The organism is Bacillus sp. OV166 (assembly GCF_900177675.1).
In the GTDB taxonomy this organism is placed as follows: Bacteria; Bacillota; Bacilli; order Bacillales; family Cytobacillaceae; genus Neobacillus.
Map to the genome: position 1 here is coordinate 834,636 of NZ_FXWM01000001.1, position 23,293 is coordinate 857,928.

Annotated in this window: 18 protein-coding genes; 12 read left to right on the top strand and 6 right to left on the bottom strand. The window is 38.4% G+C overall.

All coding sequences use genetic code 11. From position 1 onward, the window contains the following. Positions 1–4 precede the first annotated feature (4 nt). Entirely contained in the window at positions 5–1,003 is a 999-nt protein-coding gene (bioB, locus tag CCK98_RS03925; RefSeq protein ID WP_088085373.1) for a biotin synthase BioB, read from the top strand. A gap of 84 nt (positions 1,004–1,087) precedes the next feature. Here the strand turns inward: bioB and CCK98_RS03930 are convergent, their stop codons facing one another. Further along, positions 1,088–1,921 (bottom strand): RMD1 family protein, encoded by an 834-nt coding sequence (locus tag CCK98_RS03930; protein WP_088085374.1) that lies wholly within the window; start codon positions 1,919–1,921, stop codon positions 1,088–1,090. A gap of 249 nt (positions 1,922–2,170) precedes the next feature. Between CCK98_RS03930 and CCK98_RS03935 the strand changes: the two genes are divergently transcribed. From CCK98_RS03935 to CCK98_RS03955, 5 genes are all read left to right on the top strand, one after another. Beyond that, positions 2,171–3,757: a spore germination protein gene (locus CCK98_RS03935; protein ID WP_088085375.1), complete on the top strand. Its 1,587-nt coding sequence runs from the start codon at positions 2,171–2,173 to the stop codon at positions 3,755–3,757. Continuing rightward, entirely contained in the window at positions 3,754–4,953 is a 1,200-nt protein-coding gene (locus CCK98_RS03940; protein ID WP_088085376.1) for a Ger(x)C family spore germination protein, read from the top strand. The genes CCK98_RS03935 and CCK98_RS03940 overlap by 4 nt, the downstream gene beginning before the upstream one ends. Next, on the top strand, positions 4,950–6,041 hold the full coding sequence (locus tag CCK98_RS03945) for an endospore germination permease (protein ID WP_088085377.1): 1,092 nt from the start codon (positions 4,950–4,952) through the stop codon (positions 6,039–6,041). The genes CCK98_RS03940 and CCK98_RS03945 overlap by 4 nt, the downstream gene beginning before the upstream one ends. Before the next feature lie 258 nt (positions 6,042–6,299). Further along, positions 6,300–6,866: a TIGR00730 family Rossman fold protein gene (locus tag CCK98_RS03950; protein WP_088085378.1), complete on the top strand. Its 567-nt coding sequence runs from the start codon at positions 6,300–6,302 to the stop codon at positions 6,864–6,866. 29 nt (positions 6,867–6,895) lie between these two features. Further along, positions 6,896–7,123 (top strand): tyrosine-type recombinase/integrase, encoded by a 228-nt coding sequence (locus tag CCK98_RS03955; protein ID WP_256942525.1) that lies wholly within the window; start codon positions 6,896–6,898, stop codon positions 7,121–7,123. A 133-nt stretch (positions 7,124–7,256) separates the two neighbouring features. Here the strand turns inward: CCK98_RS03955 and CCK98_RS03960 are convergent, their stop codons facing one another. Next, the gene (locus tag CCK98_RS03960) at positions 7,257–11,159 is read right to left on the bottom strand and encodes a hypothetical protein (protein WP_088085380.1); all 3,903 of its coding nucleotides are present in this window, start codon (positions 11,157–11,159) and stop codon (positions 7,257–7,259) included. 592 nt (positions 11,160–11,751) lie between these two features. Here CCK98_RS03960 and CCK98_RS03965 point away from each other — a divergent pair. After that, entirely contained in the window at positions 11,752–11,988 is a 237-nt protein-coding gene (locus CCK98_RS03965; protein ID WP_256942526.1) for an IclR family transcriptional regulator C-terminal domain-containing protein, read from the top strand. Positions 11,989–12,082: 94 nt separating this feature from the next. Here CCK98_RS03965 and CCK98_RS03970 read toward each other — a convergent pair whose 3' ends face one another. Next, on the bottom strand, positions 12,083–13,246 hold the full coding sequence (locus CCK98_RS03970; RefSeq protein ID WP_088085382.1) for a Gfo/Idh/MocA family protein: 1,164 nt from the start codon (positions 13,244–13,246) through the stop codon (positions 12,083–12,085). Between the two features lie 468 nt (positions 13,247–13,714). Here CCK98_RS03970 and CCK98_RS03975 point away from each other — a divergent pair, with 468 nt between their 5' ends. Further along, the gene (locus tag CCK98_RS03975) at positions 13,715–14,359 is read left to right on the top strand and encodes a LytTR family DNA-binding domain-containing protein (protein ID WP_088085383.1); all 645 of its coding nucleotides are present in this window, start codon (positions 13,715–13,717) and stop codon (positions 14,357–14,359) included. Positions 14,360–14,490: 131 nt separating this feature from the next. Further along, entirely contained in the window at positions 14,491–16,005 is a 1,515-nt protein-coding gene (locus CCK98_RS03980; protein WP_088085384.1) for an acetyl-CoA hydrolase/transferase family protein, read from the top strand. A 176-nt stretch (positions 16,006–16,181) separates the two neighbouring features. Here the strand turns inward: CCK98_RS03980 and CCK98_RS03985 are convergent, their stop codons facing one another. The 3 genes from CCK98_RS03985 to CCK98_RS03995 all read right to left on the bottom strand — a co-directional run bounded on the left by CCK98_RS03985 (position 16,182) and on the right by CCK98_RS03995 (position 19,002). Then, a complete protein-coding gene (locus CCK98_RS03985) occupies positions 16,182–16,433 on the bottom strand; it encodes a DUF2535 family protein (protein ID WP_088085385.1) in 252 nt (83 codons plus the stop codon). A 201-nt stretch (positions 16,434–16,634) separates the two neighbouring features. After that, a complete protein-coding gene (nspC, locus tag CCK98_RS03990; RefSeq protein WP_088085386.1) occupies positions 16,635–17,762 on the bottom strand; it encodes a carboxynorspermidine decarboxylase in 1,128 nt (375 codons plus the stop codon). A 1-nt stretch (position 17,763) separates the two neighbouring features. Further along, on the bottom strand, positions 17,764–19,002 hold the full coding sequence (locus CCK98_RS03995) for a saccharopine dehydrogenase family protein (RefSeq protein ID WP_088085387.1): 1,239 nt from the start codon (positions 19,000–19,002) through the stop codon (positions 17,764–17,766). Between the two features lie 938 nt (positions 19,003–19,940). On the opposite strand from CCK98_RS03995, the gene CCK98_RS04000 reads away from it, so the two are divergent. The 3 genes from CCK98_RS04000 to CCK98_RS04010 all read left to right on the top strand — a co-directional run bounded on the left by CCK98_RS04000 (position 19,941) and on the right by CCK98_RS04010 (position 23,279). Continuing rightward, a complete protein-coding gene (locus CCK98_RS04000) occupies positions 19,941–21,470 on the top strand; it encodes a PucR family transcriptional regulator (RefSeq protein WP_088085388.1) in 1,530 nt (509 codons plus the stop codon). Positions 21,471–21,626: 156 nt separating this feature from the next. Continuing rightward, positions 21,627–22,277, top strand: coding sequence for an aspartate/glutamate racemase family protein (locus CCK98_RS04005; protein WP_088085389.1), 651 nt, complete (start codon positions 21,627–21,629; stop codon positions 22,275–22,277). A gap of 75 nt (positions 22,278–22,352) precedes the next feature. Next, complete coding sequence (locus CCK98_RS04010) at positions 22,353–23,279, top strand: DMT family transporter (RefSeq protein WP_179195703.1); 927 nt, start codon at positions 22,353–22,355, stop codon at positions 23,277–23,279. Positions 23,280–23,293 lie beyond the last annotated feature (14 nt).

The following is a 23,293-nucleotide window of genomic DNA, read 5'->3' on the forward strand; positions in this document are numbered from 1 at the left end:
AAAGATGAGTAAATGGATGGAACTTGCAGATCGTGTGTTAGATGGGGTGGAAGTAACAAATCAGGAGGCCCTTTCTATTTTAGATTGTCCTGATGATGACGTACTTTTACTAATGCATGCTGCTTTTCAAATTAGAAAGCGCTATTATGGGAAAAAAGTAAAGCTTAATATGATCATGAATGCGAAATCTGGACTCTGTCCGGAAAATTGTGGCTATTGCTCTCAATCTTCGATTTCGACAGCACCGATTAATTCTTACAGAATGGTAGATAAGGATACTATACTTGAAGGAGCAAAACGTGCACATGATTTAAATATAGGGACGTACTGTATTGTGGCTAGTGGTAGAGGGCCATCTAATAAAGATGTAGATCACGTGGTGGACGCAGTTAAAGAAATAAAGACAACATATGGATTGAAAGTTTGTGCCTGTCTAGGGCTGTTAAAACCTGAGCAAGCAAAGCGACTGAAAGAAGCCGGGGTAGATCGTTACAATCACAATATCAATACATCTGCGAGCAATCATGCAAACATCACAACTTCACATACATACGATGATCGAATCACTACGGTGGAAACGGTAAAAGAATACGGAATGTCCCCATGTTCAGGTGTTATTGTAGGGATGAAAGAGACCAAGCAGGATGTAGTCGATATGGCTCACAGCTTAAAAGCTCTTGATGCGGATTCAATTCCCGTTAATTTCTTACATGCGATTGATGGTACTCCGTTAGAAGGAGTAAAAGAATTGAACCCACTTTATTGTTTAAAGGTTTTGGCGTTATTTCGTTTTATCAATCCAACAAAGGAAATTCGAATATCAGGTGGACGAGAAGTCAACCTTCGTTCACTCCAAGCATTGGGTTTATATGCAGCCAATTCCATCTTTGTCGGTGATTACTTAACAACTGCTGGACAAGCTGAAACGGAAGATCACAAAATGTTACTTGATTTAGGATTTGAAGTAGAATCCGTAGAAGAAATGAAAGCTAGCCTTAGCTAGAGGATTTATTGTAATAGCAAATCAAAGCAAGAGACACCCAGACCGAAGTCATTAGGTGTCTCTTTTCTGTTTTAAGTGCATCCTTTATAACCATCCGCCAATTTCTAAGATCGACAGACCAATCTCAACAACAATAAGAGTTACGATGATCCATTCCACGAATAGTCCACGAATCGAATGGCTGATGGTGGAAAAACCATCCATGATGTTATATAAAATGTCCGTTTTGCTTTTCAAAATTTTATAGCGATCATTCAACTCAAAAAACTCGACCATTTTGTCATAAAATTCGCTGGCCGTGCTGCTTGTCCATGTAATATCAGGCTTATCCAAAATCATGATATAGGCAAGCGTATTATACTCATGACGGACGATTTTTGCAGTGGTCCTCGCCAGTTCCTTGTTGCCGATTCTCAGTTTTCCTTTCTCTAGCCTGTCGATCATAGTTTCGAGTTTGTCGTGGATTTTCCCGAGTTGTTCCTCTGTTTTCTCGAGTGCCACTGATTTGGCGATTACTGTAGAAATCAATTCAGGATAAAAATCCTCATATTCTGGCACGACCACATATTCGTCAGTCAATTCAATATTCTCCGTTTCACAGATATGAAGGCAGTAATCGTCGCTATATCTGTCGGCATGTTCAATTTCGAAGTCTGGCTCGAAGGAATGGATGAAATGCAATAATCCCTTTATTTCATCTTCGTGAGTGTGATTAGTGAAGACAATGCTGCCAAACGAAAAAACCAGTACCATTTGCGAATCATCTACATTTTGATGGAGGATCGATTCTAGAATATCGCCTTTCAGGATTAGTGGCTGTTCCCAAGTGAATTTCTTGGGAATACCGCAATGGATGGCAATTTTATTCAAGTCAATTTCATGGGTAATGGCAAATGCTTTAAAGGTAATTTCTTTCACTTTGATCACCTTTCCAGTGAATTGTCCTTGTCCTTCTTTCGATTTTATTCTATTATACTCAAAAACATGCTTGAACAGTTCTACCGTTATAAAAAACGGATTTAAATAGTGAACCACTTAATTAGCGGATTCAAATTTAGTGAAAATTTTCTAGATATAATAAAATAATATTCCATCTTAGGTTCGGCCAATGTGCATATTAACTCCTATAATTGGAAAAATATACATAGTTAAATAAAGGGGGTCCTGATGATGGTTCGGTTCCGCAAACGAATTAAGTTACACGAATTGAAAAAGATGACCTCACTGCCTTCTGAAGATGAAAATATCGAACCGGTCAGTTCGGATCTTTCAAAAAACGAGCAAATTTTAAAAGAAATGTTTCAAAATTGCTCTGATTTTGTTATTCGCCCTATTTATATAACTGGAAAACCTAAAATACTTCTAATTTATTTAGATGGGTTAACGGACACAAAAACACTTGAAAATGTCCTATTAAAACCGATGTTGTTTGAGGGACTACCGAGCGGGCTAGGTGAAATTCGTACGATTGGGCAAGTAATCGAGGAGCAGCTGATTGCAATCACACCAATTAAAACTGTTTCACAGATAAACGAATTGGTTAATGGGGTCTTAAAGGCGGATGTCGGTATTTTAATTGAAGGGCAGACAGACGCTTTACTTGCCAGTTTGGCTGGATTTGAAAAGCGGAATGTGGAAGAGCCCACGGCAGAAATCACCATACGCGGTCCGAGAGATGGGTTTACCGAATCAATACGGACAAATACCACCCTTCTACGCAGAAGAATCCGCAGCACAAGACTGAAATTCGAGCCACTCTCGATTGGTGAGCTTTCTCAAACCGATGTTGTGATTGCTTATATAGAGGGAATTGCTCTTGATTCTCTTTTGGTAGAGGTTCGTAAGCGGTTAGGTCGCATCCAAATTGACGCTATACTAGAATCAGAATATATCGAAGAGTTTATTGAGGACATGCCGTATTCCCCGTTCCCGCAAATTCAAAATACCGAAAGGCCCGATATTGTCATTGCCAACCTGCTGGAAGGAAAGGTGGCGATGATCGTCGATAACACTCCCTTTGCCCTCATAGTCCCAATGACATTTTGGGATGGAATGCAGGCGGTTGAAGATTACTATGAACGGCCTATCTATACCAGCTTCATTCGACTTGTTCGTTATGTTTTGTTTAATATGGCCCTCTTTTTACCATCTATCTATGTCGCCCTGACAACCTATCATCCAAAACTTATTCCAACTAAACTTCTTATTAGTGTAGCGGCCGCCAGGGAAGGTGTCCCGTTTCCTACTATCATTGAAGCATTTATCATGGAATTTGTGTTTGAAGGACTAAGGGAAGCAGGAATTAGACTGCCCAAAGCGGTCGGTTCAGCCGTCAGTATTGTCGGGGCACTTGTCGTCGGCCAGGCTGCTGTACAAGCAGGCATCGTTTCTGCTCCGACGGTCATTGTGGTGGCCACAACTGGAATTGCCTCGTTTGCGATTCCGCGTTACAATCTGGGAACTGCACTCCGGCTTATAAGGTTCGCCATGCTGATATTAGCGGGAATCTTTGGTTTTTACGGTATTACCCTAGGTTTTATTACGCTGACGATCCATCTTGTCAATCTGCGTTCTTTTGGGGTTCCGTATTTTACTCCGGTAGCTCCGCAGATTCCCCGCGATTTAAAGGATGTATTAGTTCGGTCACCAAGATGGGCTTTACAGACTGGGCCAATCTTTACTTTTGGCAAGGATAAACAGCGGGTACCTCCAGGACAAAAGCCAGATCCCCAAAAAGGAGGAAGAGACGATTGAAGAAGATCATTCTTCGTTTAGGAGTATGTTTGTCTGTCCTTTTTATCTCTGGTTGCTGGGATCGCAAGGAATTAAATGAACTGGCCATTTGGATTGGTTCAGGTTGGGATGTTGCCAATAATGACGGCGTAGAATTCAGCGGACAAATTGTTATTCCCTCCAACATTCAGACCCAAGGCGGCGGTGGAGGAACGATGCAAAAGGGCTTTTTTACAATATCCGCGAGCGGAAAAAATCTAAGCGACGCCTTGCAAAACATACAGACAAAACTACCCAGGGAGGCGTTTTCTGGACAGCGGCGCGTTATTATATTTGGGGAACAATTTGCTAGACGGGGACTTAAGAGAGAACTCGACAACACACAACGGCGTGCTGAGGTTAGTTTGCGGACGGATGTCTTTGTGATCAAAGGGGCGACAGCAAAGAAAGCTCTTTCAGTATCCAATCCATTAGAAAAACCACCTATTACTGCCACATTAGGTGAACATGAACTAAGTGGCGGCAGAGGGAACACGGCTTATTTAGATCTCCTCATAGCCGCTACCAGTGACGGTTTACGCCCTTCTATTCCTGTTCTTGAATTTAGCAGTTCTCAAGATGGGGGAAAAAAAGGGAAATCAGATTCAGCTAATCCTCCGCTACTTCGGATCGCTGGTGTTGCTATATTTGATAAAAACCTTAAAATGCAAGGAATTTTGAATATGGAAGAAAACAGACATATGCTTTGGGTAATGGGAATCCTAAAAAATTTGACAATTGCTGTTAATAAAAAGGATATCAATGCCAGCCTTACCTTAAACAAACTCAGCAGTAAAATCGAACCACATATAAGTAAAAATCAGCAGATTACATTCACTGTCACCTTAAAAGGTGAAGGATCCCTGAAGGAAAATAATTCAGGTTTGGACGTTCAGTACCTAAATAATCTTAAACGGCTAGAAAAGGAATTTGAAAAAATTTCTCAAAAACAAGTTCAACAAACGGTTACAAAAGTCCAAAAGAAATACGGCCTTGATATCTTTGGATTGGGTGAAGTGATCCACCGAAAGAAACCAAACCAGTGGAAATCCCTGAAGTATGATTGGGACAAGAAATTTTCAGAGGCGGACATTATAGTCAAGACAGATATAAAGATCAAGGAGCTTGGAATGGATGGACCCTCATTATTGTTTAAAGAAAGTGAGATAAAAAAATGAAACTTTCAGGGCTGCAAATATTTTGGTTGATGTTCACTTTCGAAACGGGAAATATGATCCTGCTTACTCTTTCCCCAACCTTTCAAGAGGCTAAACAAGATGCTTGGATTTCCTATGGCCTTGCCGGCATTTCGGGGATGCTGATTGTTTATGTTTCATCAAAGGCAGCCCTGCTGTATCCCGGTAAGACACTTATTGAATACAGTAAGCAAATTTTGGGAAAGTGGCTCGGAATGCTCATTGTGATTGTCTATCTTATTCAATGGTATTCCGTAATCGGGGATATCTTAAGAGATTTTGCCGAATTTACGATTACCATCCTTCTTCCCACCACACCATTGTGGGTATTGGTTTTAACAATGCTGTTGTTACTGATTTATATAACTTACAGCGGTGGAATTGAAGGAATTGGTCGATGCAGCGAAGTGTTTGGTCCCATCATCCTTCTATCCGTGTTTATTTTGTTGATTTTATCCGTGTCAATTTTCAATTACAAGAATTTTCTTCCTGTTTTTTCAGATACCGGCTTCGTGCCGATTCTTAAAGGGACCCTATATCCGCTGTCCTTTTTGGGGGAGTCTGTGATGATGTTGATGCTGCTCTCATTTATGGATCACCCGAACAAGGGTCCAAAAAGAGCGGTTTGGGGAATTGCCGCAGCCTCCTGTGTAGTTAGTACCGTCGCTATTTCGGTATTGCTGATTTTGGGTCCCGAGATTGCATCAAAGCTGCGTCACCCTGCTTTTGACACCGTCAGCTATGTTACCGTCATGGATTTTATTCAAAACTTAGAAATCCTGGCGGTTCTAGTCTGGATCCTTAGTATTTTTATTAAGTTATCGCTTTACTTCTTTTTAGCCACTTATGGAACAGCACAATTGTTCCATATAAAAAACTGGCAGAAATTAACCTGGGTTACAGGGGCGTTCTTTTTCGTTTTAGCCGTCTTCTTTCCAAACCCTACATACACCTTCATCTATTTGAAAACGTATTGGATCTATTTTGCCCTACCTGTTAATATGGTGGGAATCCCACTTTTACTATGGTTTGTTGGAAGCTTACGCAAAAAAATTCAGGCAAATCATTAACACACAAGGGAAAGTCATTGCTGGTTTTTTGCTTATGAATTATACAAGAAGACACACAGGGGGATAATAAATGGGTGTCTCTTACAATTTAGAGACTGTCAATTATTTAGAGGAATCTAGTAAGCAAAGTTTGGCTCTCCTGTTATAAGTCCTTCGTTTCACAGATATGAAGTCAGTAATCGTCGGTATATCTGTATTCTAGTTCCAATGGGAATCATATATATTTAATAATAGATAGAAAAATAGGGAGGCGAGATCATGAAACGATTGGCAGTTTATTGCGGTTCAAGTTTCGGTGCTTCTGAGGCTTATCGAGAAGGTGCAATTCAATTAGGAAGAGAGTTGGCAAAACGAAACATTACACTAGTATACGGCGGTTCGAGTAACGGCTTGATGGGTGTGGTCGCAGATACGGTATTGACTGAAGGTGGTTATGCGATTGGTGTGATACCAAGAGTGTTGGAGGAACGTGAAATTTCTCATAAAGGATTAACCGAATTGATTACCGTTGAAACCATGCACGAGAGAAAAGCAAAAATGGCTGATTTGGCAGATGGATATGTGGTCTTGCCTGGTGGAACCGGTACACTTGAAGAGTTTTTTGAAATGTTCACTTGGGGTCAAATTGGTTTGCACCAAAAGCCTTGTGGTCTTCTAAATATTAATCATTATTATGACCCATTAATTAGCCTGTTTGACCATATGATCGAACAAAGATTCCTCCAAGAGAAATTCCGTTCGATGGCAATTATTGAAGAAACCCCAGACGCATTACTCGATAAATTTTTAGACTATTTACCTCCGACGATCAAATCATATGAATAGGAAATGGAATTTTAGAAACGTGAGATTCTATTCTAAGGCTTAGAGAAAACATGAAACTTGATTCTAGAATTTCTGCCCATACATTAAGACATTGTTTTTCTACTCATTCCTTAGAAGACGGAATCGGTCCTGTGTTTATCCCACAGATGCTTGGGCATAAGAATCTTCAAGCTACATTAGCCTACCAACACATGACTTCCAAAAGCTTAATGGGAGTCAAAAGTCCTTTAAATTTTAAAGGAGATTGTGCAGTTTGATGATTAAAAAAGCTGAATGGAATTCCATTCAGCTTTTTCGCCTTTTAATTCAGTTCTCGTTGTGTTTTTCATTCATTTTGAATTCTTTGTTAACACTCCTATATCAAATTGGTGTGTTTGCGCATAGATACAATTAAGGTGTCATCGTTTCGTTTGTAACAATATGTTCCAGCAAGGATGTTATTTGTTTTGCGTCATCCTTGTCAATATGTTTGCCAGATTGATTTGCAACCCAATCTATTAAACTCTCAAGCGTTTTATAGCCATTTTTTCGGGATTCCTCGGCTTGTTTTTCTTTTCCATTCTGCGTATATGCCTCAGCCTTGTTAAAATGTTTCTCGGCATTTTCCAATTGAACAAGTAAAGCATTGCGAATTCCTTTTGGTTCGATTTTAGCTTGTTCCACTATATCTTTAATCGTGCTAACTTTTGCATACACGAAAATGTTTAATGTTCCTACTTCCTTGTTTTTTGTCAAGGATGTATAGGAAACCTGATGTGTACCAATTATTGTTGTATCTACCGTTTTAGACTTCACATTGGATGGATTCGTCACTTGAACAAACAAACCTAAATCCGACACTTGTTTGTTTAGATCATAATCGTCTGCAATAAAGCTTTTATCAATCAGGCTCAAATAATCAGTTCCCCGAACGGTTATAATAGGCAGCAAGCTTAATGGGTCAAACTCACCATTGTTACAATTAACTTCTAATCTCTTCTTGTCGTTTTCAAATTTCCCGATATAAACACTAGGTCGTTGATTACTATAATCAGCACCTTGCCCAATTAGGTCGGCTAATGCCCGTTCTGGAGTCCCTTCAGTCATATCAAATTTTGCATTTGATAGATCAAGAGATGTAAGTTTTGAAAACGATGATAAATCGTTGTAAGTTAACTTTTCAATGGCAGTATTACTGAACGATGCAGCTTGAAGATTCGTTAAATCTGTAATAATAACCTCTTTCAATTTCAAATTACCCGAAAATGTACCATTTTTGATGGTTGTTAAACTTTTACAATTCGTAAGGTCTATACTGGATATATTTGAAAGCAAAGAAATACCAGTTAGATCACTAACATTTGAATTGGATAAGTCTAATTTCCCAGTAAAATTAAATAATTCTTTTGTCGTTGTTCCAACTTGTTCCTGTACAGCGGCAAGCAGTGCTGCATCCGGGATCATGGTTGAATCTATTTTTATAGAATCACCGTAAAGGTATGCTGCAGGCTCAGACTTATTACCACTATAGTCTTCTAGAACGAGTGTGACCACGCCTGATGCAGATGGCAGCTTAATATTTTTTGATGCTGTACTTGAATTCAAATAACTTTTTCCTCTAATTCCGAATGTAGTAGGTGTTGTATATTCATTTTGGAAGGTTAATGGCCTTCCATCTACATATGCATATATTCGCCACCAATCTTCTTGTCTAGGAGCGTCAAGGCTCATATAGGAAGATGTACCACTCTTGGTAACATTGATTTCACCATTATATGGTTCAATATATACATCCTTGAGTTTGCCCGTATAAAGAATCGGTTCACCTTGTTTGTTATCCGTTCCGACTACGGATAGAGCCAGCGTATATTCCGAACCATCTGCTACAGGAGCAATAAGCTGAGTTGAGGTAGTTCCTTTATTAACAGTCTTTTTAAAAGTCTCTTTATTGGTACTGTTATTAAATGAAACCTCTATATTGATGCCAGAATAATCTATATCAGGATTTTTCCAGCTTATATCCAATGTACCGGCATTTGTAGATTGCAAAAGGTTGCCGCTTTTAGATAAAGCTTCCTCTACAGTTAGATTACTCACTTTTGTCGAAAAGTCATAACTTGTTGTTGCAGGAGAGCTCTCTGTTTTGTCTGCACCAACGGCCCTTAGCTCTAAGTTTACGATGTTTTTTTCGCCATATAATGATTTGATATAGAATGTATCACCATATGTCCCGCCAAGGTAAACCCTTTTACCATTAGACAGGTTTGCGTACAAGTTATATTGTTTTACTTTACTGTAGTCTTCAAGATCCCATGATACAATCATTTCATTCGTATCAAACGCTTTTTTTACTTTAAATCCTGTTGGTGTATCAGGTGTTACATTTGAGCCATTCGTAAGTTTAATTTCCCCAATGTTTAGTTGGTATTTTTCTATTACAGAATCTTCTTCTGTTCCAAATGATAATCCGATTGCTGAAACTTCTTTACCTTTAAATTTGCTCAAGTCAAAATCTATAGTGACCCAGGATTCTGATTTCTTATTAGCATCCGGTACGCTGATATATTCAATTTTATTTGGTTCGTCCTTGAATATTAACCCCAGTTTCACTTTAGAATCATCTGTTTCGGAAGGTTTATTGTACGTCAAAGATAATTTGCTGTTTGCGGCTACATCTAAATTCGTTTTATATAAATGTAAGAAGTTATCAGCATCAAGCTTCCCTGATACTACAAGGGAACTTCCGCCATTATATGCGCCTACTTTCGTATAGTCGTATGCTTGTGTATTATATTTTTGACCATAATCAAAGTCTACTTTCAGCTTGTTCTTACTCGTTGTATCAATCCACCATTGCCAAGTTGGGAGAATATCTTGCAGGTTAATATTCGACCATTGCTGATCATTTACCACTTTACCATTCTGATAATACTCCATCCCGTGTCCTGTATTAAAGTTTGTAACGAATGTTGATCCGTTAACAACAGACCGTTCGCTAGCGAAATGAGATACTCCGACCCACCCACTTGCATCCGCGGCTTCAACATCAGGTCTAGAATATCCAGGTTTTTTGCCAGTATCTGTCGGATCCATTAAAACCCCTGAATAGTACATTCTTTCCCGTTCTGAAATCATCCATTGATTTTCAGCTTTTTCTGCTTTTCGATCTAGATGTAACTGGATAAAGTCACTAGGGGTGAACAAAGCAACGCTTCCTCTTAGATTGCCCGTTGCATCAAGTAATTTTTCAACGTCACTTGCAGATCCATGTGAACCACTTAACTTTCCTTGGGCGGCTTCAACTCCAAAGAAAACTTGCTTGAAGGGATCAATTCCCCTCTTTGAAGCATGCTCTAGCGAAGTTTCAATTCGGTTAGATCTGAACCAATCATAATTGACAAAAAGAGAATTGTTTACTGTACCATAAGTATCATCTTTAATCCAATGGCTGTTCTTTTCATTTAGTTGATTTTGATATTGAAGTTTCCCATCTGGCAAAATAGAGTCATACGATTGAATGTAAAGCCCGTTCTCCATTAGGTATTTGGTTAACTGCTTATAGATAGGGACATCAGCAGTCGGAACCGTCTCTTCTAAATTAATGAAGAAACCGTCAAAGCCGTAGTATTTGGCAAACTCAACCAGTTTCTTTCCGATTGGAAAGTCTCCATTCTTATCCTGAACAATCATCTGTTTTGGGGCTTGTCCAGCACGAGGCAAGAATATACACCCAAGAGATTTAACCCCATTTTTATGTGCCGCATTGGTATATGAAGGGTTAGGTACATTGATAATACCGAATTCAAAGAATCGCGTTTGCCAAGGACCTTCGGGATCATAGAGACTTTTAGGTACATCTTTTGTCACTACTCCATGCCATGAGGCATAATAGTCCGTGTATTGCCAAAAGTTAAATTGATATTGGCTGAAATCATTGTTATATGGTACTCCTTCAAAGAAAGAGTTCCCGTAGTCACCGCCCATGACTAAGATTTCTGCCTCTGATTTTAGTTTTGGATTTGCTTGTGTGGCTGTAAATGGTTCAATTCGCTTCTGAAGTGGAATATTTGCACGCATTAAATCCGCATATGGATCTGTTTCAGAAGACCATTTCTCCATATCATACATACGTTGCCCCACCATACGCGGCTGATTTTCTCCGACTGCAGCATCACCTGTATATGGCCAAGTATCAGCTGATACAGTCCCTGCACCCATAAATCCTGTATTAGTTAAAACTTGACCAAACATTAGGACGATTACAAACCATGCAAGTGTCCTTTTCATTTGTTTATGTACACATTTTTTTCTCACGATATTCGTACACCACTTTCTAATTTTTAGATGTTTTTGCCTTTTTTCTATTAGAGGTAACAATATCTTGAATTTATAAAGTTAAATATCCTTCACCACCTTTACTTTATTTGACCTTTGGGAAAAGTATATTTCCACTTCAGAATTAGTCATTGAGCTAAGTCTTGCTGAAGTGAAAACATTTTATCTATTGACAACACATCATTCCAATTAGTCAAAGAAGTACTTAGCTTAGTAGATGGAAGAATATGCTTACCAATCAAAAAATGAATTGATTTATCATTAGGAGTTTTATAGTTTGCAGGCTTACTTCTGGGAGGAAATTAGTGGTCTGTTTTGTTCACCTGTAATGGGATTATGAATTGTACTAGCTTACAGTAATGTTAAGTGGCAACTTTTAGGATTACATATGGAATTTGCCATGTTGAAGGCTATTTAGAATCAACAGCAAAATTTCGCGGCAACATAATTCCATGCTATGAGTCCATACAAAAGTAAGCCCTTTCATTTATACTATCAGGTACTTGATCATGAATATATTGGATAAACTATAGATTTATTGGATTAACCATAGGGAACAGACAGAGTGGTGATGGGCTGCTTAAAAGAATCAGTCTGGATTGACGAGGGGGGTGCTTTTGCCAAGGAAGAACACATACAAGGAATTTGTGCGGTGGGCGCAGTTATTTCTGATCAAATGGGGAACTTAAGGGCGATTTCGAATCCGCTCCCATCTACTCGTTTTTATGGCAGGGAAGAGAAGCATACGGCTTCCCTTCGTAATACTTTTCAAACAATTAACCATCACTTTAATAACAAAGGAAAATAACGGGGACCATTGGAACCATCGGGACGGTTCTGATGGCTTTTTATTGGCCGGAGTTAACCATAATTGAGCCATGAGTACCGTCCCCTTGGCACATTTAATGCGTCCCCTGGACATCTAATGTAATATTTCTTACATGTTTTTTCCTATATGTGGAAGTGTTGATTTTTTCTTGTAATTTTTCATAATAGAGGTCCGGGTCGATAGGTAATTCTACTATTTCGTTTAGCCAAGAAGACAAGTAAATGGCATTTGAAATTTCCAACGCCTTTATGCCTTCTGTACCCGGTGCCAATAATGATGACCCTGTAACAATCGAATCAATCCAATTTTGAACAATCATGGAGTGATTTGCATTTTCAGACTTTACAGGAATTACGACTTTCTGCCATTCAGGCAAGCCGAAACCTCCAGTATACGAAGCATTAAATTCACGTTCAGATTGTGTTAATCGGTGAAAAGTAAGTTCTTCATTTTCAACAATGATTTTCCCTCGATCGCCAACAACCTCAAAGCGATCCGATCCCGGAGCTTCTCCTGTTGAAGCGATAAACACACCTGTCGCTCCATTTTCATATTCCAAAAATGCGGTTACATCATCTTCCACTTCAATATCATGATACTTTCCTATACTGCACATGGCACGAATGCTCTTTGGCAGAAATCCTGTTGTCCATTGGCAAATATCTAAATGGTGTAGTGCCTGGTTTAATAGAACACCGCCTCCTTCACCCTGCCATGTGGCTCTCCATTTACTTGAATCGTAATAGCTTTGTGAACGGTAAATATCCGTAATAATCCAATTGATCCGTTTTATTGCGCCAAGTTCACCTGATTGAATAAGGTCTCGTAATTTTTGAAAAAGTGGGTTGGCCCTTTGGTTATACATGATGCCAAATACTTTTCCACTAGACTTCGCTGCCTCATTCATTTCCAATACATCTTTTGTATAGACGCCTGCCGGTTTTTCAATGAGGACATGTATTCCTTTCGCAAAGGCCTTTTTGGCGAGTTCCGGATGACTGTAATGTGGTGTGGCAATAAGGACGGCATCAATTTCCGATTCATTAAAAAAGGTCTCTACGTCCTGGAAAATTTGCACATTACCTTGCGTATTATTTTTCACCCATTCGGTTCGACTTGCATTACTACTGCAAATCGCCGTTAAAGTTGCTCCTATGATTTGTCCTTGATCCAGCATTTGTACATGGGAACTGCCCATATTTCCTATTCCAATCACTCCAACCTTAACTAAACCCATCTCTATTCCTCATCTACTATTAGATTCTTTTTTTAATATGAAAATCCGAGGATTTATTTGAAAATGTTCTTTATATAGTATTGATGATAAAATAATTAACCACATTGTGGTACAGCTGTATCGTTTTTTTTTAACTTTAGTATAATGAATGGTAGAAACAGATGTCAATGAATATCTTTATCCATTTTTTTGGTGTTATTATCAAAAAGCATTGAATCATAATCTTTCGATCAGGAAATTGAGGAAAAAGGAAAGAAGCTGATTAAATATAATCAGCTTCGACATGGATGAGGAATTAAGCAGTAAATTGCCATCATAGCTTAACATAATGGCGGATTTTACTCCTTCGATGGCAGAGATTAATTTATCAAAAAGCGCCTGATATAGGGGCTTTTTAATTTTTTCCATCTGAATCGGTCAGTTTAGTTTTAATAATAGTAGTATAATAGTCAATGAGGTGTTAATAGTATGGAAGATATAACTTTAGGATCACTGCTAGATGTGATTGGTGAATTATTTTCAGATGAAATTTCAATTGCTGTTTCTAATACAAAAGAATATATCTACTATCGGCCAAGTAAACGAATTGATTTAAAAATAAGCGCTGGGGACCCTGTCAAGGAAGGGACGATTGCCCATAATGCATTGGTGACGAAGCAAAAGGTCTCTGAGTTTATTAACCGGGATGTTTTTGGTGTTCCTTATCACGGGATGGCCGTACCATTTTTACATAATGGACAGCTAGAGGGCTGTGTAACAGCGATTTATCCTGCTTTAACGGATGGGAAATCGGTGGTTACCGTGAAAACATTGGATGGCTGGGTTCCCATTCCTTTTTCAAAGGTCGTTTATTTAGAGGCTAAAGATAAGAAGACGAGTGTGTATTCAGAAGGGGTTTCAGGCACGCATAAATACTCTCTAAATGAATTTGAATATTTGCTTCCGAAGGATTCCTTTATTAGATGCCATCGGTCATTTATTGTTAATGTTAATCATATTAAAGAGATTTATCCTGACACTCATTCCACCTTTTTGCTTTCGATGGATAATGGGGAGCGGGTACCTGTTAGCCAATCATACTCTAGTTATTTTCGAAAGATTCTAGGATTCTAGATTTTCCTGCTTTAGAGCCTAAATTCGCTGTTTTATCAGAATATTTTGTATCATATTCCATAATTCCTATCCTGATGATGTAAATAGGTAAAATGAGGATAATAACTATTTATGAAAAGAGGGATTGCTTTATGGAGAAAAATTTGGAGCGAATTAGGGATCTTCGTCTAAGAGACCGTGTGGTTACCCCTGAACAAGCAGCTTCCTGGATTCAAAACGGAATGACGTTAGGATTAAGTGGCTTTACACGTGCAGGTGATGTGAAAGCGGTACCAGTTGCATTGGTGAACCGAGTTAAGGATGATGAATGGTTTAAAGTCAATGTCTATACAGGGGCTTCCTTAGGTTCGGATGTGGATCGACTATTTGCTGAAGCAGGGATTTTAGGAAAGAGGTTGCCTTTCCAGGCTGATGCGACTATGCGAAAAGGAATCAATCAAGGAGACTTTTTATTTGTTGATCAGCATTTGTCTCACACAGCGGAGCTCATCCGATCTGAAGTGTTGAATATAGATGTTGCTATTTTGGAAGCGGTTGCAATAACGGAGGACGGAATGGTCATTCCTACAACTTCAATTGGAAATTCCTTATCGTTTGCCTTAAATGCTAAGTCTATTATTATTGAAATTAATATGGCCCAATCCACACAGCTAGAGGGGTTGCATGATTTATATGAACCTGGAAAACAGGGGTCACGGCTTCCTATTCCGCTCGTTAAACCGGATGATCGAATTGGAACAATCGGCATTCCGATTGATGTTGAGAAAGTAAAGGGGATTGTGTTTACTAACCAACTTGATTCGCCATCGACGATTGTTCCTCCAGATGAAGAAACGGTTATCATGGCTCAGCATTTGATAGAGTTTCTTCAAAAAGAAGTAAAAAGTGGCCGATTAACGGAAAGTTTGGCGCCATTACAATCGGGGATTGGTTCGGTGGCCAATGCCGTTTTGCATGGAATGTTAGATTCAGAGTTTCAAAATTTGGAAGTTTATTCTGAGGTGTTACAGGATGCGGTGTTTGATCTAATGGATGCGGGAAAAGTACGTTTTGCTTCCTGTTGCTCGATCACGCTGTCCGAAGCAAAACATCATCAGGTATTTTCCAATTTTGAATTATATCGTAATAAATTAATGATGCGTCCGCAGGAGATTTCTAATCATCCTGAAATCATCCGCCGCCTTGGATTAATCTCGATTAATACTGCTTTAGAATTAGATATATACGGAAATGTAAATTCCACACATGTGTTAGGTGCAAGAATGATGAATGGTATTGGTGGCTCCGGCGATTTTGCAAGAAATGCACGCCTAGCTATCTTTGTCACGAAATCGATTGCGAAAGCGGGTAACATTTCAAGCATTGTTCCTTTCGTCTCTCATGTAGACCATACCGAACACGATGTAGATGTGATCGTCACTGAACAAGGATATGCTGACCTACGAGGACTGGCGCCGAGGGAAAGAGTGGAACTGATTATTGAAAATTGTGCGCATCCGATGTATCGTGATCAACTGAGAGCTTATTACCAGGAAGCACAAACAAGGGGGGGGCAAACTCCTCATGTTTTAGAAAAAGCTTTCTCCTGGCATACGAATTATGCTAAAAATGGAACAATGCTCGAAGCGGTAGTAGAAACGGTATAGGTTTATTTTAGATCAATGTAATAAATGTATCTTAAGCAACTAAGAAACAGGAAAAATCCAGCAGCACCTAGCTGCTGGATTTTTCCTGTTTAGATAATAATATAAGTTCATTACTACTTCTTTATAGATGATATAAAAAAATGCAGGAGAATCATTTGTAAGGTTTCTTAAGAAAATTAAGCGTTACTTTTAAACTGTTTCATACTATATAATTTCTTGAAATCAGGCCAACTCATTTTTCGTTTCAAATACTCTCGAAAAGAATAGCAGCTTTTTTCGTGAGGTTGATGATAAAGAAATGAAATATATATTTGTAAACGAATTTGTATCATAAAATAATAATAATTATTTGTTTCTAACACAGGAATTTCAATAACTTTAATCTTCTGTCCTAATACATTTTTGAACTCCAGGCTCTTACATAACAAAATATCATCTTCTTTTTACGAGTTTCTTTCGATTATAACCTATTATCCTTTTAATATCTAAATATTAAATGTTTAAAAATAATTCAGACTTTTTGATAAAAACCAGACTCATCTTTCAGAATCTGGTTTTTCAATAGATATTCAGGAAGGAGTAGCAGCTACAACTTCGTACTCGTGCTACTCTTCATAGATAATAGTCTTTTAAGCTAGTCGCATCTTAAAATCTTGATAGCCAAATTCACGCACGACACGACAATCTCCATCTTTATCATGAATAGCGATGGCCGGTAATGGCATGCCGTTAAAAGTGGTATTTTTGACCATCGTATAGATCGCCATATCACCGAAAACTAAGCGGTCACCGCTCTTTAATGGCTGATCAAAAGAATAATCTCCGATAACATCGCCTGTCAGGCAGGTTTGCCCGCCAAGTCGATAAGTAAATGGCTTCTCGCCAGCTTCCCCAGATTCAAAAAGCGGGGGACGATAAGGCATTTCCAATACATCAGGCATATGGCAGGTGGCAGAAGTGTCAAGAATCGCAATCTCCAATCCGTTTTGATGGAGATCAAGAACAGACGTTATCAAGTAACCTGCATTGAGAGCAATCGCTTCTCCCGGCTCAAGATAGACTTCTAAACCGTAGTTATCTTGCATTCTCTTAATACACGCTTCTAGTCTCGGAATATCATAATCTTCTCTAGTAATATGATGACCGCCGCCAAAGTTGATCCATTCCATTTGCGGGAGCCATTCACCAAACTTTTCTTCCACTGCATGAAGAGTGGTTTCTAAGTCGTCCGAGTTTTGCTGACAAAGTGTGTGAAAATGCAGCCCTGAAACGCCATCAAGCAAATCAGGACGAAAATGCTTTTTTGTTACACCAAACCTAGAACCCGGTGAACATGGGTCATAGATGGCGTGTCCAATTTGTGTAGAGCATTCAGGATTGATGCGCAATCCTACTTTACAACCAGCTTGAAGGGCTTTATCTTTAAATTTTTCCAGCTGTGAGAAGGAATTAAAGATAATATGGTCGGAAATGGATACAATTTCATCGATTTCATCTTCACGATAGGCAGGGGCAAAGACATGATTCTCTTTGCCCATTTCTTCGTAACCTAGACGAGCCTCGTACAAGCCGCTGGCTGTTGTACCACTTAAATACTTTCCAATGAGGGGATACATGGCTGTCATAGAAAATGCTTTTTGCGCCAAAACAATCTTAGCTCCTGTCCGTTCCATGACTCCGTTCAGGATTTTTAGATTTTTCTCGACAAGACCTTCATCGACTACATAACAGGGTGTTGGTAATTCCTCAAACCGCATCTTAACGAACAAGCTCCGGCTCTTTTACCTTAAGAGGCTCAGAATCTACTAGCTCTGGATATAAGTCTTCTTGCCATGGAAGTCCCCACGTGTTCAATGCATCCATAAATGGATCTGGATCAAATTCTTCGATATTGAATACGCCTGGTTTATTCCATTTTCCAGTCATTAACATCATCGCACCGATCATCGCAGGAACACCTGTTGTATAAGAAATTGCTTGAGAACCGACTTCTTTATAGCATTCTTGGTGATCACAAACATTGTAAACGTAATAAGATTTCTCTTTTCCATCCTTTTTACCTCTAAAGATACAGCCGATATTTGTTTTGCCAACTGTACGAGGTCCAAGTGAAGCTGGATCTGGTAACATAGCCTTTAAGAATTGAAGTGGAATGATTTGTTTTCCTTCGTATTCAATTGGCTCAATGGAAGTCATGCCTACATTCTCAAGACATTTTAGGTGAGTAATGTAGCTTTGGCCAAATGTCATGAAGAAGCGGATCCGCTTAATGCCTGGGATGTTTACAGCAAGAGATTCAAGTTCTTCATGGTAAAGCAAGTACATATCTTTCTCGCCAACTTCAGGGAAGTTATAAACGCGTTTGATTTCCATTGGCTCGGTTTCGATCCACTCACCGTTTTCCCAATATCTTCCGTTTGCAGAAACCTCACGGATATTGATTTCAGGATTGAAATTAGTCGCGAAAGGATAGCCATGATCCCCGCCATTACAGTCAAGGATGTCGATGTATTCAATTTCATCAAAGTGATGTTTAAGCGCATGGGCAGAGAATACCCCTGTTACACCAGGGTCAAAGCCGCTTCCTAAAAGAGCCGTAATACCAGCCTTTTCAAAACGTTCGCGATAGTCCCATTGCCATTTGTATTCAAATTTCGCCGTATCTTCTGGCTCATAATTTGCTGTATCCATATAGTTTGTTTTTGTTGCCAGACAAGCATCCATGATCGTTAAATCCTGATACGGTAATGCTAAGTTCATCACGATATCTGGTTTTACTTCTTCAATTAAAGCAATCAACTCATCAACATTGTTTGCATCAACCTGTGCAGTTGTAATTTTCGTTTTGCCGCCATCTAGTTTGGCTTTTAAGTCATCACATTTTGATTTTGTCCGACTTGCGATACAAATCTCTTCGAATACCTCACTGTTTTGAACACATTTATGGATGGCTACTGATGCCACTCCACCACAACCAATAATAAGCGCTTTTCCCATTTTCTTATCTCCTAACTTAATAGACTTTTGACCGTGCAAAGAGGAGTTCTATAACAATATATCTATGGTCTGAACGATAATAATTATTGTCATAACCCCTAAAAAACTGTCGAAACGCAACAAAAAAAGCAAGTGCAAAGCGCATAATCGCGCACAACACTTGCTTTCGATATAATCATCAATATTAAAAAAGCATAAGTATACCGTAATGAAAATCATATGTATACTTTTACCAAAAAGGTCCGAGGACATTTGTAAGGAAGCTCTATAATATTCAAAATATATCATAATAGGATCAGAGTCTATATAGCAAATAATCACTTTTACCACTCTTATTGACCGTTTCACAAGTTGTGTGCATATGCACTGGTTGTAAAGTAACCAACTTATAAAATTTGAGCTTTTAACTCAATCAATAAGGCAACTAAAGTTGCCATTCGGCATTTGACCCGGCTGTCCGTATGGCCTTAACTTCTTTGAGGAAGTGGTCAAAAGTTATCTGCTTGGAAAGATCCAGACATATTGAATATTCGCTTTCCAAATTACGCACTTTTTATATTATCAGCATCTAAAATAAATAGCAATAAGAAAAATGAAAAAAAATTGTCGTATATTCTGATTAGCAAACTCATTCATTGGTAAACTATTAAAGTTAAAAAATAATGCCTCTATCAATAATGAAAGAATTCAAATAAAATTGGAAGGTTTTACCTCATGAAAAAATCTGGATATGAATGCAAGTGAGCCCTTGGAATAAAGGGCTATTTTTTTGGCACACTGTGAATGGTACTGTTTGCCTTTTTCGACAAAATCTATTAAAAATTCTGGGATAACTGAAATTTTGTCTACTTTAGAAATTATAATGTACAGTCATAAGAAGGTCATATAGAATATTTTTTAATGACTATGTAAATTAAATAATGGAATAGGTGAATAAGATGAATCCAGCTGGGATTACATTACGTGAGTTACTTGACCTTCCAGTGTTAAAAGATGCCAAGGTAATTAGTGGAGAAAAGGGACTAGATCGAGTAGTCCGATACATAGATATAATGGAAGTGCCGGACGTTACTGGCTGGTTGAGGGAAGGAGAGTTACTCCTTACGACAGCTTATTCCATTCGTCACGAGCCGGCCTTACTTCCAAAATTAGTGAAACAATTGGCAGAGGCCAATGCTGCGGCATTAGCGATTAAACCAGAAAGATTTCTACATGAAATGCCTAAAGCAATGATTCAAATGAGTAATACCTTTGATTTACCCATAATACAGCTGCCTAAAGGAATACCATACATTGATATTACCCATTCAATTATGGAACAAATAATCAATAAGCAATCCTCCTTACTCAGAAAATCCGAAGAAATATATAAGAAATTGACCACTTTAGTTCTTGAGAATAGCGGTATTCAAGCTGTGGCCGATAATGTTTCTCTATTATTAAAATCACCCATTTGGCTTATAGATAAGACGGGGGAAACAATCGTCGCCTCACCGTCCAATGCCCATTATCATTCTTCACCAAATCCGCGCTATTGGGAGATAAGGGTGGACAAGGAGATGGTAGGAAAGCTGATTGTTGACAAGGAGAATTTAGATGAGTTAGACCAGGTTTGTATTGAACAGGCACGGCTCGTGTTTTCGTTAGAATTAATGAGGAGAAAGACAGCAGTGGATACGGAAAAAAAACTGCGCGGCAATTTTGTTGATGAGCTGTTATCCGGATTGCCACTATCGAAACAGGAGATTTTGAATAAAGGGAGTCAATTAGGATTAAAACCAGAGGCAGTTTGGGAAGTCGCCATTATAGAAGGTGATGATGAGGAGATGTCCCGACAGATCGATAAATTAAATCATTTAATAGCCGAAGAATCTCAAAAGCATCATATTAAATCACTTATCCATTGGATAGGTGAAAGATTAGTTTTATTGCTTGGATCACCAAGCCAAGAAATACCAGCTGAGACCCCGAAGATAGACACCTTTAATTGGAGAGAAAAATTGATACCCTTTATTCATGATTGGAGTGGGATTCGAATTGGATTTGGGGACAAAGTTCCATTATGGGAAGTACAGCAAAGTTATATAGAAGCTAAAAAAGCAGTCATTTTTGGTATGAGGTTAGATAATCAAAAAAAGATTTTTACCTTTCAAGAAATAGAAATGTTTGATTTATTAATGGCAGTTTCCGAATCAGTGGAAATAGACAAATTTGTAGAAAAAAAGATAGGAAAGCTTAATCAATATGATCAGGAGAATGGAACAGACTTTGTAAAAACATTATATTATTATATTTATACACGCGGCAGTTTATTAGAAACAGCAAAACATTTGTTTTTACACAGAAATTCAGTTAAATACCGAATGGATAAAATTCGGGAGTTATTTGACATCCACATGGAAAATAGCCAAGAAAGAATGGTTTATTTCTTTTGTATTTCTTACCACATATTCAAAAATAATGAATAAAAAGGGTATGTTGTGCTGGGAGCACAACATACCCTTTTTATTTTTGGTTTCAGGGGACGTGTTCATCTTGTTAAATGTACATTAAACTTTTAACATTCATTACTTTCAATTTTTTCTGAATAATGAAAAAGGGTATTTTAGAAAGGAGATCAATAAATGATTGGTGTCATAAGGGTTTTTACTACGGAGGAAGAAGAAATTCTTGAACAGCATGGAAAAGTAATTTCCGAATGTTACGGAATCTCAACAGTCAATAAATGTATCCCTAATCAGCCACTTGGAATCTTTAATGATGAAACAGAAAAAATAGCAATCCCTAAAATTGTAGAGTTAGGTAAAAGGTTGGAGCAAGAGGGATGCAAGGTTATAACAATTAGCTGTGCTGCTGATCCGGCAATCGAGGAGCTTAGGAAGGAAGTAGCTATCCCGGTCATTGGAGCAGGAAGTGCAGCCGCACATACAGCTTTAGCGATTGGTCAGCCAGTGGGGATACTTGGGATTACGGAAACCGCACCATCTGTAATAAATAACTTATTAGGAAATTTAATTGTAGGCTATCAACAGCCAGAAGGGGTAACAAATACTACTGACTTACTAACTCCGACTGGCAAGGAGCGGGGTGTCGAAGCAGTAAATAAACTAATCGATCAAGGTGCTAAAGTGATTGTGTTTGCCTGCACCGGTTTTTCAACTATTGGGCTAGCAGACCTTTTGCGGCAAGAATTAGATGTTCCTATCATTGATGCAGTGGAAGCAGAAGGATTGATTGCATCCACCCTTTACAAGCAACAGGCTTCAAATGCATGACAATCATGGCTTCGGCCACATTTAACCATGCGAAATGCTTAAAATAAGGTTTTTGCTTTGAAAGAAGGTTATTTTTTGGCCAAATCCTATCTCATTCTTTTAACTTGTGTTCTTATTTGGGCAGGGAACTATCTTGCAAGGCAATTCCTGCTAAAAGAATTTTCTCCTTTTTTCCTATCCGCTTTTAGCTTGACTGTTATATCGATTTTCTTTTGTTTGATGGGGTTAATCACTAAATCCTTTGTTCGACTGCGACGGAAGGAATTCATGCTTTTCTGTTGTGCTGGTTTAATTGGTCTGGTTGCCAATCAAATATTCTTATTTACAGGCTTAAAATATTCAACAGCGACCAATGCTTCGTTAATTTTCAGCATGTCTCCATTGATTACTGCAGCTCTTGCGGGTGTAATCCTTAAAGAGAAGATTACTCGGCAAATGATTTTTGGAAGTGTCATTGCAATTATTGGATTATATTTTGTATTATCTGTCAAAGGACAATTTGTCTTCGGTATGGGGGATTTATTATTACTTGGTGCCACCACAACATTTTCCTTCAACCTTATTTTTGTCCGTTTGCTCTCAAAGCGTCTATCACCATTCATTATTACGTCCTATAGCTTTTTCATTAGTGCAATTATTTTTGATCCATTCATCTTAATAGGAAATGATATTGATTGGAATCATTCCATTTCAATTTGGGTATTCGCTGTCATGTCAGTGTTGATTGGCCAAGGTATAACGACAATGATGTGGAATAAGGCTATGAATAATCTGGGTGCTTCAAGGTCATCTATTGTGCTAAACCTACAACCAATTATGACAATGTTATTAGATTTTTTGATTTACCAAAATCCCCTTACTGTAAAAAAAATATTTGGTGCTGGACTCGTTTTTACAGGAATTCTCCTAAGCACTGTGCATATAGGTTTTATTCTTAAAAAGAGAATTGGCACACGGGAGAAACAAATCACAGAGGGAAATGGAATGGTAAAAAAACTGTAATCATAATGAGAGTT

What these genes read in the sequence shown, in the direction of transcription:
- CCK98_RS04005 (WP_088085389.1), top strand. Translation starts at nt 21,627, where the DNA reads ATGATTGGTGTCATAAGGGTTTTTACTACGGAGGAAGAAGAAATTCTT.
- CCK98_RS03970 (WP_088085382.1), bottom strand. Translation starts at nt 13,246, where the DNA reads ATGGGTTTAGTTAAGGTTGGAGTGATTGGAATAGGAAATATGGGCAGT.
- CCK98_RS03945 (WP_088085377.1), top strand. Translation starts at nt 4,950, where the DNA reads ATGAAACTTTCAGGGCTGCAAATATTTTGGTTGATGTTCACTTTCGAA.
- CCK98_RS03935 (WP_088085375.1), top strand. Translation starts at nt 2,171, where the DNA reads ATGATGGTTCGGTTCCGCAAACGAATTAAGTTACACGAATTGAAAAAG.
- bioB (WP_088085373.1), top strand. Translation starts at nt 5, where the DNA reads ATGAGTAAATGGATGGAACTTGCAGATCGTGTGTTAGATGGGGTGGAA.
- CCK98_RS03980 (WP_088085384.1), top strand. Translation starts at nt 14,491, where the DNA reads ATGGAGAAAAATTTGGAGCGAATTAGGGATCTTCGTCTAAGAGACCGT.
- CCK98_RS03965 (WP_256942526.1), top strand. Translation starts at nt 11,752, where the DNA reads ATGGGCTGCTTAAAAGAATCAGTCTGGATTGACGAGGGGGGTGCTTTT.
- CCK98_RS03995 (WP_088085387.1), bottom strand. Translation starts at nt 19,002, where the DNA reads ATGGGAAAAGCGCTTATTATTGGTTGTGGTGGAGTGGCATCAGTAGCC.
- CCK98_RS03950 (WP_088085378.1), top strand. Translation starts at nt 6,300, where the DNA reads ATGAAACGATTGGCAGTTTATTGCGGTTCAAGTTTCGGTGCTTCTGAG.
- CCK98_RS03975 (WP_088085383.1), top strand. Translation starts at nt 13,715, where the DNA reads ATGGAAGATATAACTTTAGGATCACTGCTAGATGTGATTGGTGAATTA.
- CCK98_RS04000 (WP_088085388.1), top strand. Translation starts at nt 19,941, where the DNA reads ATGAATCCAGCTGGGATTACATTACGTGAGTTACTTGACCTTCCAGTG.
- nspC (WP_088085386.1), bottom strand. Translation starts at nt 17,762, where the DNA reads ATGCGGTTTGAGGAATTACCAACACCCTGTTATGTAGTCGATGAAGGT.